Source organism: Mesorhizobium sp. M1312 (assembly GCF_040318115.1).
Taxonomy (GTDB): Bacteria; Pseudomonadota; Alphaproteobacteria; order Rhizobiales; family Rhizobiaceae; genus Mesorhizobium.
In genome coordinates this window covers 411447-428511 of the sequence record NZ_JAMYLQ010000002.1, presented here as the reverse complement: position 1 = coordinate 428511, position 17065 = coordinate 411447, and the positions used below count along the sequence as shown (strand labels likewise).

5 protein-coding genes are annotated in these 17065 nt (G+C 65.6%); 2 read left to right on the top strand and 3 right to left on the bottom strand.

The annotated features are described in order from the left end of the window. Nucleotides 1-70: 70 nt before the first annotated feature. The 3 genes from NKH36_RS04725 to NKH36_RS04715 all read right to left on the bottom strand — a co-directional run bounded on the left by NKH36_RS04725 (nucleotide 71) and on the right by NKH36_RS04715 (nucleotide 8629). On the bottom strand, nucleotides 71-793 hold the full coding sequence (locus NKH36_RS04725) for a M15 family metallopeptidase (RefSeq protein ID WP_352960476.1): 723 nt from the start codon (nucleotides 791-793) through the stop codon (nucleotides 71-73). Nucleotide 794: 1 nt separating this feature from the next. Beyond that, nucleotides 795-2885, bottom strand: coding sequence for a penicillin-binding protein 1C (gene pbpC / locus NKH36_RS04720; protein WP_352960474.1), 2091 nt, complete (start codon nucleotides 2883-2885; stop codon nucleotides 795-797). A 263-nt stretch (nucleotides 2886-3148) separates the two neighbouring features. After that, nucleotides 3149-8629 carry an alpha-2-macroglobulin family protein gene (locus tag NKH36_RS04715; RefSeq protein WP_352960472.1) on the bottom strand — a complete coding sequence of 1827 codons (5481 nt, stop codon included), beginning with the start codon at nucleotides 8627-8629 and terminating at the stop codon, nucleotides 3149-3151. A 288-nt stretch (nucleotides 8630-8917) separates the two neighbouring features. On the opposite strand from NKH36_RS04715, the gene NKH36_RS04710 reads away from it, so the two are divergent. Next, nucleotides 8918-10846 (top strand): autotransporter assembly complex protein TamA, encoded by a 1929-nt coding sequence (locus tag NKH36_RS04710; protein WP_352960470.1) that lies wholly within the window; start codon nucleotides 8918-8920, stop codon nucleotides 10844-10846. Further along, nucleotides 10846-16893: a translocation/assembly module TamB domain-containing protein gene (locus NKH36_RS04705; RefSeq protein ID WP_352960468.1), complete on the top strand. Its 6048-nt coding sequence runs from the start codon at nucleotides 10846-10848 to the stop codon at nucleotides 16891-16893. The genes NKH36_RS04710 and NKH36_RS04705 overlap by 1 nt, the downstream gene beginning before the upstream one ends. The last annotated feature ends 172 nt before the right edge of the window (nucleotides 16894-17065 follow it).

Below are 17065 nucleotides of genomic sequence, written 5' to 3'. Positions count from 1 at the left end.
GAGACCGGTCGCGCCTCGGCAATGGCTGGGTGAAGTGCGAGCGCGATTTGCGTTCGCCGCGGCAAGCGATTCAGTCGGCGGTGACGGCAAAATCGAAGCGCTGCTTTGGAAACGGCTCGTTTTCCAGCGTGAAGTGCCACCATTCGCGCGGATAATTCCTGAAGCCGCCGGCGCGCATGGCCTCGACAAGCTTCTTGCGGTTTGCGGCTACTTCCTCGGCGAGCGAACGGTGCGCCGTTTCACTCATCGGGTCGAAACAGTCGAAGCCGGTGCCGAAATCGAGCGTGTCGGCATCTGATACACCGCAGGCCGGTTTCGGGGCGGTGCTGCGGTCTGCCCGGGCGATTGCGACGTCGACGGTCGAGCCGCGCGAATGCGTCGACAGGTCGCCGATATAGCCTTTGGCGATGAGGTCTTTGCGCCTGACCGCCGGATACCATTGCGGGTCGGGTGGTCCGCCTTCTCTAGTCCATTCGCCCATGTCGGAGACGGCGCGCGCTGGGCGGTAGCAGTCGAAGACGACCAGCGTGAGGCTCTCCGCGGCAATCACTCTCTGGACACCGGAGAGTGCTTCCGCCGCTTGTCTGGTGAGGATGCAAACCGGCGCGTCGTAGCCGGCCGCCCTACGGTGCAGGAAATTGTTGAAACCGGCGTAGCGGATGTCCTGCCGGATGGTGCGATCGATGTCGGCCAGCCGAACGAAGCCGGCGGGGAGGTCTGCGGCGGCAGCGGTGGCAATGCCAGCCGCCGACTGCAATGCGCAAAATGCAATGCGCTGAATCGCTTGGCGCATTCTATTCAACGAACACTTTCACACTGGCCGCGCGCCCGGCCGCGTCGATCACGGTCAATGTTGAATAGCCGGCGCCGTCCGGCTGCCAGGTCGCGGTGCGCCGCCGGTCGATGCCGACCAGCGGCTTGCCGTTGGCCAGCCAGTGGAACGGGGCGCGGCCGCCCTGCAGCTTCAGCACCAGTGGCGTGGCCTCGGCGGCAGTGGTGCCGAGATCGACGCGGGCGCCGTCGGGCGGAAAGATGATCGTTGGCGCGGGCTCGGTCGGCGTTGCCTGGACCAGCCCGTCGGCGCCAGAACCGAAGCGCGCCAAAGTCACCGGCAGTTCGTCGCGCCTGGGGCTGACGACGCCGGCTGGCTGGCTTGGCAGCGGCACGGCAGCCAGGCCGGAGCGGACAAAGCCCTCGAACAGGATCGGTGCGGCCGAAATATAGCCGGACAAGCCGGGCACTGCGCCGGCATCGGGACGGCCGACCCAGACGCCCAGCACGTAGCGCCCGTCGAAGCCGACCGACCAGGCATCGCGGTAGCCGTAGGAGGTGCCGGTCTTGTAGGCGATGCCGCGCCGGGCGGCACCCTCGGGCGGCTTGACGCCCGACAATATATCGGTGATCTGCCAGTTTGCCTGATCGTCGAGGATGGTGGCGGTGGAGCGTTCGGCATTCGCCGGCTCGGTGCCGTCATGCAGCGTGTGTGCCTTGCCGCCATTGGCAAGCCCGGCATAGAGCTGGACGAGGTCGCGCAGCGTCACGCCGACGCCGCCAAGGCCGATGGCGAGACCCGGCGCCTTGTTGACCGGCAGGATCGGCGTGACGCCGGCCTGCCGGAAGCGCGCGAGCAGACGCGCCGGCCCGACCGCGTCGAGCACACTGATCGCCGGCACGTTGAGCGACAGTTGCAGCGCTTGCCGGATGCTGACGTCGCCCTGGTAGCCCATGTCGAAATTCTTCGGGCGGTAGCCGGAAAAGTCTGTCGGCCTGTCGTCGATCAGCGTTTCCTGCGCGACCAGTCCCTGCTCGAAGGCGAGCCCGTAGATGAACGGTTTCAACGTCGAACCGGGCGAGCGGACGATCCTGGTCATGTCGATCCAGCCAGAGCGGCTGGCGTCGAAATAGTTGGCGGAGCCGACCTCGCCAAGGATGTCACCGGTGCGGGCGTCGGCCAGCACCATGGCGACCGACAGGCGGGGGCCGAGCCTGGTGGCGGCATCCCTGGCCACCTGCTCCAGCCCTTCCTGGACGCTTTTGCGGATCGTCAGTTGCAGCTTCTGGCCGGGAACGGCCCTGGGCAGCATCGCATAGGCAGCATGAGCGGCGAGCGCCGGCAGCGTGCGGCGGATGGCGGGAACGTCATCGAGCGCGGCACGCGCGGCCTCGCGCTCGCCAAGCAGGCCTGATGAGACCATCCGCGTCAGCACCCGGTCGCGGGCGGCGTGAGCGATTGCGAGATTGCGGTCGGGCCGGCGCTTTTCCGGCAGTTGCGGCAGGGCGGCCAGCAGGGCCGCCTCCGAGACGGTCAGCCGCTTCGGCTCCTTGCCGAAATAGGCCAGCGAGGCGGCGCGCACACCTTCGAGATTGCCGCCATAGGGGGCCAGCGTCAAATAGCGTTCGAGGATCTCGCGCTTGGTGAGCCGCCGCTCGATCTGTAGGGCGCGCAGCAGCTGCTTGATCTTCGAGCCGAGGCTGCGGCTGTCGCGCGGTTCGGTGAGCCGGGCGAGTTGCATCGACAGCGTCGAGCCGCCGGAGACGATACGGCCATTGGTCGCGAACTGGCCGGCGGCGCGGGCCAGCGCCAGCACGTCGACGCCTTCATGGTCCCAGAAACGCTTGTCCTCGTAAGTGACCAGCATGTCGACAAACTGTCTGTCGACCTGGTCGAGGCGGGTCGAGAGCCGCCAATAGCCGTCCGGTGTGGCGAAGGCCCGCAACAGCTGGCCGTCGCGGTCCTGCACTTCGGTCGATACCGTCAGCGCGGCCGGCAACGGCGGCGGAAAGGCGCGGTCGAGTTGCCAGAGGGTGGCAGCGGCGATTGCCGCAAGGCCGGCGAGGGAGGCACCTGTGACGGCTGCCCGGCGCAGGAGTTTTCTGGAAAGCATGGCGCCGCCTTTCTTCCTTCTCCCCTTGTGGGAGAAGGTGGATTGGCGCGCAGCGCCAAGACGGTTGAGGGGTGCTGGCCAGAGCGCTAATGGTGCCAAGCTGGAACACCCCTCATCCGACCTCGCTTCGCGAGGCCACCTTCTCCCACAAGGGGAGAAGGGAGAGCCGGCTGCGACCTTGGCTCCCTTTCTGCACCGCTGAAGATTGGCAAAACCCTTTGCGAAGGTGCCATCGCTATGTTCCTGTTCGCCACCATTGGCGCCTACGGCGCCTTGACCTCCATCATGCCGGTCGCGGTGCGGGCCGAATACTGCGGCCGGTACATGTCCTCGACACTTGCCGCCGGATGGGCATAGGTGCCCGGCGTAACCGCACGCACGACATAGGCGAGCATGATGTTGCGGTCGCCGTCGCCATCGTTCGGATTGAAGGCCGCGACGAAACGGTCGTCGCGGAATTCGAGATGGGCGGCGTCGGTCTGGGCCAGCCAGGAGAAGTTCGACAACTGGGCACTGGAAACCAGGCCCGGATTGTCGATTTCGAATCCGGCCGGCAGCAGATCGGTGATCACCAGCCGCGACGGCCATTTGTTCTGCTCGTAGATATTGAGCACGACGACATAACGTTCATTCTGGGTCGCCTCCGTGACATTGGCTTCGGTGCCGTCGAGCTTGTAGTAGGTGCGGCCGATGGTGAAGCCGTTGCCGGCGGCCGGCAGCGGCTGGATCGGCGAGGCCACTGTGGTGACGACCGCCTGCAGCGGGCTGCTGCCGGTGTTGGCGACGGTCAGCGGGCTGTTGGCAATGTCCCTGCCGGCAATCTGGTCCGAATAGGCGCCGGCATGCGGCGCGCCGTTGATGGTCAGCGCGATCGAATCGTTGCCGGCCTTCAGTGCGCGGGCCGCCAGCAGGATCCAGGACTCGTCCTGCGTGGTGGTCCATCTGACGGCGGCGCGTTCCTGCGTCACCAGCTTCACCAGCGCCGGCACGATCGTCGGCACCGGCTTCGATTCGGCGGCAAGCGCCAGCATCGCCGCGCCGTCACGCAGCGGCGAGCCATAATCGGACCTATAGTAGTCGTATGCCGAGCTTGAATTGGCCAGTTGCAGGGCGGCCTGGAAGGTGGCTTCCGAGCGCTGCGTGTCGCCATAGAGCGCCAGGCCCGCCGCCAATTGGGCGACAGCCATCGGGCTCGTAAAGGCTTCGATCTGAGTGTCGGCATAGTAGCGCAGATCGCCGATCGAGGCCTTTTTGTTGCGGGCCAGCACATAGAGCGCATAGGCGATCTCGCTGCCGCGATCCTTGACGTCCTGGTCGTAGCCGATCGCGTTTTGCAGATTGCTCAGCGCCTGGTTCATCGCCAGGGCCGGCACGTCGTATTTCTGCTCGCGCGCCCGGGTCAGGAAATCGGTGACATAGGCGTCGAGCCACAGGTCGCCGGAGCCCGGGCCCCACAGGCCGAAGCTGCCGGCCGAGGCCTGGTAGCTCAGCACCTTGTAGATGGCATCCTGGATGCGGCCGTGCAGGTCGGCGTCGCTGGCCACGCCGACGCCCGACGCCATCTCGTTGACATAGAGAAGCGGCATGGCGCGGCTGGTGGTCTGCTCGGCGCAGCCATAGGGGTAGCGGTCGAGCGTCATCAGGAGCGACGGCACGTCGAAGGCCGCGGCCTGCGAAACGCCGACGCTGACCGAAGCGCCGTCGAGCAGGCTTGCCGCCAAGAGCTCCTTGTCGACGCGCAGTGACCCGCCGTTGCCCTTGAGGTCGACCACCATGCGGGTGGTCACCGGCAATTGCGCCGGCCGCACCGGAACATAGAGCGTCTGCTCGACAGCGGTGCCGTCGGCATGGGCGAGCTTGATGGTGATCGAAGCGTTGCCCGGCGTTTCGGCTATCAGCGGCACGGTCAGCGTCTGCCGCTTGCCCTTGGCGAGCGTCAGCTTTTCGGGGAGGGCGGCACTGCCGGTCGAAAGATTGCCTGACGTGTGTATCGACAGTGCATAGTCGCCCTCCGGACCGTCGGCGTCGGTGACATCGAGCCGCATGACGGCCGAATCGTCGGGCGCCAGGAAGCGCGGCAGGCCGGCGGTGATCACCACCGGATCGCGCACGATCACGTCGGACTGGGCATGGCCGACCCCGTCCTTGGTCCAGGCGACGGCCATGACCCGCACGGTGCCGTTGAACTGCGGGATGTCGAAGTCGATCCGCGCCTTGCCGTCGGCGTCGAGCTGGATCGGACCGGAGAAGAAGGCGACCAGCTTTTCGGTCGGCGGGCTGCCTTGCGACTGTATGTTGGCGCCGTCGCCGCCGGTGCGCAGCTTGCCTGACGTGCCCAGCGAGCCGTCGATCAGGCGGCCGTAGAGGTCGCGTACTTCTAGGCCGAGCATGCGCTGGCCGAAGAACCAGGTCTCCGGATCCGGCACCTTGTAATTGGTGAGGTTGAGGATGCCGACATCGACGGCCGCGACCATGACATAGGCGTTGGCGCCCGGCTGCACGCCGGCCACCGAGACCGGGATCGACAGCTGCTGGCGCGGCATGGTCTTGTCCGGCGGCGTCAAGGTGACGGTGAGCTTCTTGGAGCCCGGATCGACCTTCAGCCATTTGACGCCGATGGCGCGCGCCGGCATGCGCGTTTCCTGCGCATCGCCCGGCCTGAACAGCGTTGCCGTGACATAAGCGCCGGCGCCCCAGTCGTCGCCGACCGGGATGTCGATGGTGCTGCCGCCGGCCGGCACGCTGGCGGTGACGGTCTTCAAGAGCTTGTCGGCGCCGATGGTGACGAGCAGCTCGCCGGCAAAATGCGGCGACACTTTGAGCTTGGCCACTTCGCCTTCGGCGTAGTTGTCCTTGTCAAGGGCGATTTCCAGGCCGTCAGGCGTCTCTGTTGTGGTGGAGCTGACATACCAGCCGGCGTCGAACTCGTAGCTGGTCGCTGGGCCTTCCGGGTCCGATGTCTCGATCTCGAGCCGATAGCGGCCCCAGTCGACCGGCAGCGAGACGGTGGCTTCGCCGTCAGCGTTCAGGTCGACCTGGCCGTTGGCCACCGACTTGGTGAAGGTGACCGGCTCATAGTTCCAGGAATTGCTGGAGCGGTACCATTGGTAATTGCGTTCGACCTTGACCAGCGACCATTGCGCGCCCTGCAGCGCCTCGCGCTTGCCGTCGGGATCGACGGCGATCAGGCTGAACTTCGCCGTGCCGCCTTGCGGCACCTCGTCGCCGTCGAAATCCGGGCGGATGCCGATCATGTGGCCCTGCGGCCGGATGCCGATGTTGAGCGAGCGCTCGACGGCGCGGCCGCCGGTTTCGCGCATCCTGACCGTAACCTTGGCATCGACCAGCTTGGTGGTCGAGGGCAACTGGTCGACGGAAACCGGGAAGGTCGCCTTGCCGTCCTCACCGACCACCGGCAGGCCCGTGAACGGCGTGACTGACGGTTCCGCCGACTGCTCGTCGGCGAGGCCGAAGGAATAGCCCTTGAAGCGGTCCCAGTCGCGAGTGGTCGACAGCGTCAGCTCACCTTCGAGCGCCAGTCCGGCGGCCGGCGCGCCATAAAGGAAGCGGCCGTCGACGGTGACGTTGGCAGTTTCGCCCTGCGCGATCTCTTGCTTGTCGGAGGACAGATCGAACTCGATGCGATCCGGCATGAAATCCTCGACCAGGAACATCTGGCTGGCGACCGCCGCCTGGTTGGGATCGGTGTGGATCGCCACCGTCCAGGTGCCGCGCATGGCGTTGGGTTCGAGCGGCAGGTCGACGGCATGGCCGCCGGCCGATGCGCCGTCGCTGACGATGCGGCGGTTCTCGACGCCGTCGGGACGGGTGAAAATGAAGGTCAGCGGCAGGTTCTCGACCGCCTTGGCGGCGCCGTCGCGGGCAAGTGCTGCGACATGGACGTCCTCCCCGGCGCGGTAGATGCCGCGTTCGGTCCAGGCATAGACGTCGAGCGCGCCCGGCGCCGGACGCCCGGTGACGCCGCGATCGGAAAGATCGAAGCCGGCGCGGCCCATGTCGAGGAAGACGAAGTCGCTGTCACCCTGCTTGGCTGTCAGCACGGCCGGGACCATGCCGCCGTCGCCGCGCGTCAGTCCGGGGTTGAAGACGGCTCGGCCTTCGGCGTCCGTGGTTGCGGTGCCGAGGATCTCATTGTTCCTGGCCAGCAGCGTCAGTTCAGCACCTGATATCGGCTTGGCGGTTCCGAGCGAACGGGCAAAGACGTTCAGCCCATCCTGCCCGGTATAGGTCGACAAGCCGATATCGGAGACGACGAACCATTGCGTGGCGCGCGAATCATAGTCGTTGTCATTCTCGTCGACCGGTTGCGCGGTCAGCACATAGACGCCGGGCTTGCGCTGCGGCAGCGCTTCGTCGACCGGGAAGGACGTTGTGACTTCCTTGTTCAGGTCGTTGGCGATGTCGAGTTGGCCTTGCCAGACCGGCTCGCCCATCTGATCGGAAATGTTGGAGATGTCATAGCCGTCTAGCTGGCGCAGGAACTGGTAGCCGGACAGAAGCTGGGTCAGCGAGCGGTCGCCGATGCGGTAGAGCTTCATTTCGGCGACGTTCATGTTGACCGTGACGACCGGGATGCCGCGGCGCGCGCCGGCAGGCAGCACGAAGCTGTCGCCGGTGAAACGGGCTGATGGGGCGCGGTCCTGCACATAGATCGACAGCACCACCGGGGTGGTGATCATCTCGCCAATGGCGGCCGGCAGGCCGGGGCGGAAGGTCACGTCGTAATGCTGGCCGTGCTGGAGCCCCTCGACGCAGATCTGCTTGTCCTTGGCCTCGACGCCCTTGGGGGCGGCGTTGTCGACGGTAACGAATTGCGAGTAGTCGACACCGGTCTTGACCAGGTCCTCGGAAAACTGCGCGCAGATGCGCGGCGCGCTGGTGTCGGCATCGACCGTGTGATCGACGACGCGGAAGCCCTTGCGGGCCTTGAGATCCTGATAGGCGGCCGAGACCCAAGGCGAACTGACCAGCGCGAGGCTCGCTTCGTAGGCCTGCAGGGCGGGCCGAGAGAGATCGCGGCGATCGAGCCCGTCGCCAAGCAGTGCCAGCACTTCGGCGCGCGTTTTTGCGGTGCGCAGCAATTTGTAGGCGTTGAATCCGGCGGAGGTGGCGTTCGCCGGCAGGCTGGACGCCTCCGCGCTGTTGGCGGTCGGCTGCACGGCAAGCGTTTCCCGCGCCAGTTCAAGCCAGAGCTGGCCATCGTCGGGCAAGACCGAAATCAAAGCCTCGTATTTTTGGATGGCCAAGCGGTGGTCGCCGGTCTGCGACGCTTGTTTTGCCGCCTCCCTTAGCGCCGTCAGCCCTTCGGTGGGCTTGGTATAGGCCGGGCCCGTGAGCTTGTTGCGGTATTGCTGGGCCTGGTCGGCCATCCAGGCGGGGAAGAAGGCGAGGTCCGGCGGCGCGCCGATATCGGGGTCGCCATCGACGTTGACGACCTTGCCGGCGACGGCGCCGTTGAAGGGCTTCAGCGTGTTATAGTCGGATTTGAGAAAGCACCATTTGACTTTGGGGTTATAGGTGAAGGCGCGGCAGGCGGGATCCCCGAGACATGTCGTCTTGCACTGATCGAGGCTGACATTCTGGTCGGATCTGAGATCGAAACCGAAATAATCGGAATTGTCCGATGTCATCACCCGGCGCGCTTCGGCCGCTTGCGCGACACTGCTCCAGGCGAAAAAGAGAAGGAAAAAGATCGACAGACCACGAGCCGCGCGCATTGCCATAACACTCCTCCAGACACTGCTTACGTTACGTCTACGTTACGTCCAGACATGTTCAAGCTCAGTCACGCCTGTCAACTCGAAGACGCGGCAGGTTCCGCCTGCCAACGGTTTCCTTTCCGGCCGATGACCGGTAATACCTCCATAGGACAGGGATCACGCATTCTTGCGGCGACGCAGAAGGTGTGAATTCCAAGCCCTGTCCATTTCAGACAATTGGATTGTGGCTCCTTTACGAGCAATTCAGAACTTCATTCCAATTTTAGCTTTGGCAGCTAGTGTAGAGTTGTAATGTCGGCGTATGAAAGGCAGATGTCGGGAGGAACCGCGCCACGGCGTGTGCTTTCGCACGCCTTGCTTTTCGCCTTGCTGTGTTCGACTGCATTGATTGCCGCGAGCGGAAATGCGGTCGCTTTCGAGATATTCGGCATCAAGCTGTGGGGGTCATCGGAGGACGAAGACGCCGACATCGTCGATCCGTTACGCTATGCCGTGACCATCGAGGCGCCCGACGCCGACGAGGACCTCGCCGAGAAGCTCGAAAACGCTTCGGCGCTGAAGGACGACGAAGAACGTCCGGTCTCCGGTTCGCTCGGCCTGCTGGCCAAGGCGCGTGGCGACCGCGATCAGCTTGTCGCCGCACTTTACGCGGACGCCCGCTACGAGGGCGTCGTCACCATCACCATCGAAGGCAAGCGGCTCGACGATTTGCCGCCCGACGCCGAATTTTCGGGTCCGCAGCCGATTCCGGTGGTGATCAACATTGCGGTCGGGCCGAAATTCACGCTTGGCGACATCAGGCTGGAGGGCGATGCGGCGGGGCTGGCGGGCGCCGATTTCGGCCTGATCGCCGGCGGCGATGCCGGTTCCGGTGCCGTGCTCAAGGCCGAGGCGTCGATCGTGCGGGCGCTCAAAGAGGAAGGCAGGCCGCTGGCCAAGGTGACGGACCGCGAGATCGTCGCCGACCACGCGACCTCGACGCTCGACGTAACGCTGACCGTGGCCGCCGGGCCGGTTGCCGGCTACGGCGGCACCACGGTCGAGGGCACCGAAAAGGTCGACCGCGATTTCACCGAATATATGACCGGCCTGAAGCGCGGCCGCCAATATTCGCCGGAAGAGATCGACGAGGCGCGCGACAGGCTGCTCGGGCTGGAAGTCTTCAACAGCGTGACGCTGAAGGAGGCCGACGGTCTCGACGCCGACGGCAACATCCCGATCGGCGTCGAAGTGAGCGAGCGCAAGCCGCGCTACTTTGGCCTTGGCGGCACCTTCTCCAACACCGAGGGCCTCGGCCTCGAAGGCTATTGGGGCCACCGCAACCTGTTCGGCCGTGCCGAAAAGCTGCGCATCGAGGGCGCAATCAGCGGTATCGGCAGCAATGAGCTGACCGAGCTCAACTACAATGCCGGCATCATGTTCGAAAAGCCGGGCGTGGTCGGGCCGGCGTCGAAATTCTTCGCCGGCGTCAACACCGTATTAGAGCATCCCGACGCCTACGACCATTTCTCGGTCAAGGGCAACACCGGCCTGTCTTATGAACTCGACAGGCAGCAGACGGTTTCCGCGGAAGTCGCGCTCGACTATTCGAAGATCACCGATTCCTTCGGCAAGCACACCTATCTGATCGCCAGCGTTCCGCTGCGGTATGTCTTCGACAATCGCGACAACCGGCTGAACCCGACGACGGGATTCAGGGCGCTGGCCTATGCCGAGCCGAGCTACGACTTTTTGAACGGCGCAGCCTTCGTCAAGCTGAGAGGGGAAGGATCGGCATATCAGTCGCTCGATGCGGCCTCGAAGTTCGTCCTGGCCGAACGTGTCGCCATCGGCTCGATCATCGGTGCCGGCCTTCAGGATGTTCCGGCCGACCGGCGCTTCTATTCCGGCGGCGGCGGCTCGGTGCGCGGTTATGCCTATCAGGGCATCGGTCCGAAGGACGCCGACGGAGAGCCGATCGGCGGGTTATCCTTTTTCGAGACCTCGGTCGAGATGCGCATCGCCATCACCGACACGATCGGCGTCGTGCCGTTCGTCGATGCCGGCACCGTCTCGACCAATCAATTCCCGGATTTTTCTGGCATGAAGGTCGGCGCCGGCGTCGGCTTGCGCTATATTACGCCGTTCGGACCGCTGCGCATCGATGCAGCGGTGCCGCTCAACCGGGGTCCCGGCGACCCGAGTTTCGGCATTTATGCCGGCATCGGCCAGGCGTTCTGATGACAATGTTCAAGCGCGTCCTTCGCATTGTCCTTTATACGCTGCTCATCGTAGTGGCGGCGGTGGTCGGTGCGCTCGTCGTGCTGACCAAGACCGAGCGCGGCCGCGACAATCTCGCCGGCATCATCTCGACCGTGGCGTCAACCGGTGACCGGAAGGTGACGGTCAGCGGCATCGACGGCATCTGGTCCGGCGCGCTGACTGTTGACCATGTCGTGCTGGAGGATCGCCAGGGCCCATGGCTGGTGGCGCGCAAGGTGGCCGTCGACTGGTCGCCGCTGGCGCTTCTGTCGAAAAACTTCAGCGCCGGCCGCGTCGCCGCTGATCGCATCGAGCTCGCGCGGCTGCCGGCGGCCGGCACGCAGCCGAGCCAAGGTGGCGCCACCACGCTGCCGGTGTCGCTCGACATCAAGCAGATCGACCTGCCAGAAATCGCGCTCGGCCAGGCGCTGGCCGGCAGCGGTATCGCCGAACTCGCAGCCAAGGGTTCGTTCAAGGCCGACGCGGCGCCATTGGCGCTCGAAACCAGCCTCAACATCACCCGCCACGACGGCAAGCAAGGCAAGGTCGACGCCAACATTCATTTCGCGCCCGCCGACAACAAGCTCGACCTCGATCTGAAGGCATCGGAGCCGGCCGGCGGCATCATCGCCAATCTGCTCAAATTGCCGGATGCGCCGCCGGTCAACATCGTCGTCACCGGCACGGGGCCGGTCGCCAACTGGAGCGGCATCGGTACTTTCGTCGTCGACGGCCAGATCGTTACCCAGCTCACCGGCCGCCACCAGCTCACCGACAAGGGCAACTACGTCGAGGCAAAGGGCGACGGCGACTTCCAGCGCTTCTTGCCCGACAATCTGAAATCCTTGTTTGCCGGCAAGACCAGCTTCGACCTTGCCGGAACCGCGATCGTGACGGGCGGCGTCGAAGTCGAGCGCGCCAGCATCGACAGCGATGCCGTGCATGGCACCGCCGCGGGCATTATCGACCCCAATGGCGCCAGCGACCTTTCGGTGGAGCTCGCCGCCAAGGGCCCACCGATCGTGCTCAGCCTCGGCACTGTGGCGCAGCCGGTGACCGTCGCGATCACCGGCGCCACGGCCCGCGCGTTCGGCGGCGGCAAGGCGCCGATAGTCGACATCGGCGCGTCCCTGGTTTCGGTGGTGGCGGGCGGCACGCGGGTGGACGATCTGGCGGCTGAAATCCATTCCGACGGCTTCGACATCCAGGACCGCAGCGGACCGATCACCATCAAGCTTACAGCCGGCGGCCTGAATACCGACGTGGCGACGCTGGCGCCGCTGGTGACCGGCAGGGTGACAGCGGAGCTCACCGGTTCCATCAGCAAGGATGAGATTGCCGTCGATCAAGGCACGCTGCGCAGCGCCGCGCTCAACGCCTCCGTGACGGCCAAGGTGACGCTAGCTGATCTGGCGATGACGCTCAAGATGAATGCCGATGCCGTCTCGACGGCGCTGCCGCCGCAGATCCGCTCGGTTCTCGGTGAGCGCGTGACATTCTCGGCGACCGCGACCCGCGATCCGCAAGGTTCCTTTGCCGCTAATACGCTGCAACTCACTTCGGGCTCGCTCAGCGCCAGCGGCACCGCCAGCGCGACGGGCACAGACATCCAGGCCGATATCAAGGGCACGCTCGGCGACGTTTCGGTGCTGTCGCCCATGGTTGGCGTACCGGTCGGCGGGGCCGTCGATTTCGCGCTGACGGCGAGCGGCGCGCGCACGGCGCCGGATTTCTCGGTCTCGGCCGACAGCGACAGCCTGACGGCGTCCGGTCATACGGTCAAGACGATCAAGCTGGCGGCGACGGGGAAGGCCGACATCGCCAATCCCGCCGCCGATATCTCACTGACCGGGTCCGTCGACGACCAGCCGCTCGATCTCAAGGCATCGTTGGTCACGCGTGACGGAAAGCGTTCCATCAACGGACTTAGCCTGTCGCTGGCCGACAACAAGGTCTCCGGTGATCTCGCTCTCGACGACAGCTTGCTGCCGCTCGGCATGCTGACACTCGAAGCGCCCGATATCGGCCCGCTGGCCGCACTTGCCGGGCAGACGGCGGCGGGCGACGTGCAGGGCACCATTCGCCTCTCGAGTGATGGTGGCGCGCCCACCGTTGCGATCGATATGACGAGCGCCTCGATTTCGCGCGGCGATCTGGCGGCGAAGACCATCGCCGTCAACGCGCTGGTCGCCAACTATCTCAAGGCACCGGCGATCTCCGGCACCATCAAGGCCGATACGGTCACGTCAGGCGCTACCGTGATCAGCGGCATCGGTGTCGATTTGAAGCGGGACGGCGACTGGACCGGCTTTTCCGGCGGCGCCACCGTCAAGGACATTCCGGCCAGGGCCGCCGGCCGCGTCAGGGTCGCCAATGGCACGACGACGGTCGAGCTCACCTCCGGCCAGGCGACCATGCGCGGCATCAAGGCAGCGATCGCGCACCCGTCGACCCTGAGCGTCGCCAATGGCATGGCCAGCATCGAAAAGCTGATGCTCGATGTCGGCGGCGGATCGGTGACCGTATCCGGCACCGCCGGCCCGACGCTCGACCTCTCAGCAGAATTTTCCGCGCTGCCGGCCGCCCTTGCCAATGATTTTTCACCCGGCCTCGACGCCGCGGGCACGCTCGGCGGAACGGTGCAAGTGACGGGACCGTCGGCAGCCCCAGATATTCGTTTCAATGCACAGCTCAGCGGCGCCGAGACCAGCCAGACCCGCCAGGCGGGGCTCGGGCCGCTCAATGTCGATGCGGCAGGCAGCTTCTCCTCCGCCGGCGGCGTCGCCATCGACCACGCGACGCTTGCCGGAGACAAAATTTCCGGCAAGGCCGCCGGCACCATCAATCCGAACGGCATCAGCGATTTTGCGCTCGACCTGGCCTCGACCGGCCCGAGCCTGCCGCTGGCGCTTGGCAGCACCGAGAGCCCGATCAAGCTCGAGCTGCAGGCGCTTTCGGTAAAGGCTGCGGGGCAGGGCACGCAGCCGAAGCTCGATATCTCCGCTGTCCTGCCTTCGGTCGCGACGAATTTTACCAAGGTCGAGGGGCTCACCCTGGCATTGCATTCGGACGCCTTCGACGTGAAGGGCCGAACAGGGCCGATTTCCGGCACGGTGACGGCAAACAAGATCGGCCTGGACAATCCGACCATCGCGCCGCTGTTCGCCGGCAAGATCACCGCTAAAGTTGCCGGCAGCCTCGCCACTGACACCATCGTCATCGACAGCGGCTCGGTGACGGGCGACGCGCTGAACACCGGCTTCAATGGAAGGGTCTCGCTGGCCGACGGCGCCATCGATCTCAACCTCAGGGCGGTTGCGGCTTCCGCAGCACTGCGGGCGGCAGCGCGCGGCGTGCTCGCGGAGCGGACGGAACTCAGTGCCGCGCTGAAGCGTGACGCCAATGGCAATGTTACCGCCAACGCCATCAGGCTGGTATCAGGTGCATTCAGCGCCGACGGGCAGGCCAGCCTCGCCGACAGCAAGCTCACTGCCGACATCAAAGGCGCGCTGGCCGACATCTCGCTTCTGTCGAAGGACGCCAAAGGCGCCATAACGTTCGCGCTGAACGCGCAGGGCTCCAGCACCGGGCCCGACTTGTCGCTGACGGTCAACAGCGACCGGCTTTCGGTGGCCGAACGCGAGATCACCGGGCTGAGGCTCACCGCGACGGGGAAGGCCGACGCCGCCAACCCGGCGGCCAATGTCCAACTGACCGGAAATGTCGCGGGCCAGCCACTGCAAGGCAGTGCCGTGCTGGCGACGTCCGAGGGCAAGCGCGCCATCAACGGGCTGTTGCTGTCGCTCGGCAAGAACCGGATATCAGGCGACCTGGCGCTTGATGAGACCTTCGTGCCTGAAGGCACCGTGGCGCTCGACCTGCCTGACATCGGACCGCTCGCAGCCCTTGCGCTGGAAAAGGCGGAAGGCGACGTGCGCGGCACGATCGTCTTCTCGAAGACCGGCAATGCGCCTCAGGTCACCATCAAAGCTTCGACGGCTTCGATTTCGCGCGACGATCTTTCGGCAAAGACAGTCACCATCGATGCATCGATCGCCAACTATCTCGCGGCACCGGTGATCTCCGGAAAGATCCGTGCCGACAGCGTCACCTCCGGCGGCACCGTCATTCGCGGCATCGATGTCGATCTCACCCGCGACGGCGACTGGACCGGCTTTTCCGGCGGCGCCACCGTCAAGGACATTCCGGCCAGGGCCGCCGGCCGCGTCAGGGTCGCCAATGGCACGACGACGGTCGAGCTCACCTCCGGCCAGGCGACCATGCGCGGCATCAAGGCGGCGATCGCGCAGGCCTCGACCATCACCATCGCCAACGGCACCACCAGCCTGGATCGGCTCGCGCTCAACCTCGGCGGCGGCACGGCGACGGTTTCTGGCAAGGTCGGCGAGGCGCTCAATCTCAACGCGACGCTGGCGCGTGTGCCGATGTCGCTCGCCAACAGTTTCTCGCCGGGCCTCGATGCCGCCGGCTCGATCTCGGGCACGGTGAAGGTGACGGGCGCGCCGGCCAATCCGGCCGTCGCCTTCAAGATCGACGCCGCAGGCGTCCAGACGTCGCAGACCCGCGGTGCCGGTTTCGGCGGCATGGGCGTTTCGTCCTCCGGCACGTATTCGGGCAACAGACTGACCTTCGACGCCAGCATGAGCGATGCCGCCGGTCTCGGCCTCAAGGGCGGCGGCACGATGACGACATCAGGCACGCCCACCCTTGATCTCGACTTTTCCGGCAAGGTGCCGTTCGCCTTCCTCACCCGGACACTCGCCGCGCAAGGCCTGTCGTTGAGCGGCACGGCCGACGTCAATTTGAAGGTGCGCGGCCCGGCGACGTCGCCGGTGATCACAGGCACGGTCCGCACGTCGGGTGCCCGCCTGATCGATGCACGCTCGGGACTTGCAATCAACGATATCACGGCCGACGTGGCGATCGGCGGTGGCGTCGCCAGGATCAACCGCCTGACCGGCAATTTGTCGACGCGCGGCAGCCTGTCGGCCAGCGGCACGGTCGGCATCAATCCGGGGCAAGGTTTTCCGGCCGACCTGTCGGTCAAGCTCGTCGACGGCCGCTACACCGACGGCAGGGTGGTCACCGCCAATCTCAGCGGCGACCTGACCATCAAGGGGCCGCTCGCGTCGGCGCCGGTGATCTCGGGTACGATCAACCTGGCCAAGACCGTCATCACCGTTCCCGAAAAGCTGCCGGGCTCGCTTGCGGCGCTCAACATCAAGCACAAGAACGCACCGGCCGCCGTGCGCGCGCAGGACAAGGCGTTGCGCCCGGCGACGGCGAGCGGCAGCAGCGGTGGCGGCCTCAACCTCGATGTCACGGTCAATGCGCCGAGCCAGATATTCATCCAGGGCAGGGGTGTCGATGCCGAGCTTGGCGGTTCGCTGCGGCTGACCGGCCCGGCATCGTCGCCGCAAGCCGTCGGCACTTTCACCTTGCAGCGCGGGCGGCTGACGATCGTCGCCAAGCGGCTGACCTTCACCGAAGGCACGGTCGGCTTTTCAGGCTCGCTGGTGCCTTATCTCAACCTCACGGCGACGTCGACGACGAGCAGCGCAACCGTCACCATCGTGGTATCGGGCGAGGCGACCAATCCGAAATTCAACTTCTCGTCGGTGCCGGCGCTGCCGGAAGACGAGGTTCTGGCGCAATTGATTTTCGGCCGTTCGATGTCGAACCTGTCGCCGCTGCAGATCGCTCAGCTTGCCGAAGCCGCCGCGCAACTGGCCGGTGTCGGTGGCTCGACCTCGCTGCTCCAGAACCTGCGCAGCGCGATCGGCGTCGACGATCTCGACGTCATCACCGACGAGGAGGGCGGCACCGCGGTCTCGGCGGGCAAATATCTCAACGACCGCACCTATGTGACGATCCAGAAGGGCGACAAGCCGGGTTCGGGCAAGGCGGCGATCGATCTCGACGTCGGGCGCGGCGTCAAATTGCGCGGTGAGGCCACGGATGCCGGCGAAGCCAAGGGCGGCGTTTTCTACGAGCGCGAGTACTGAAGCCGGCCGACGCGAAAAGGTCTGGTAATCCGACAGTCGTCTCCGTTCTGACACCCGTCCGGGATCGGCTGGCACTCTACAAAGCTCCGCGCATGACCCCCAAAATCGGAATCGATTTCGGTTAGGGATTATGCGCAAAATCAAAGTGCTACGGCGTCCTTTGCGCGTCCAA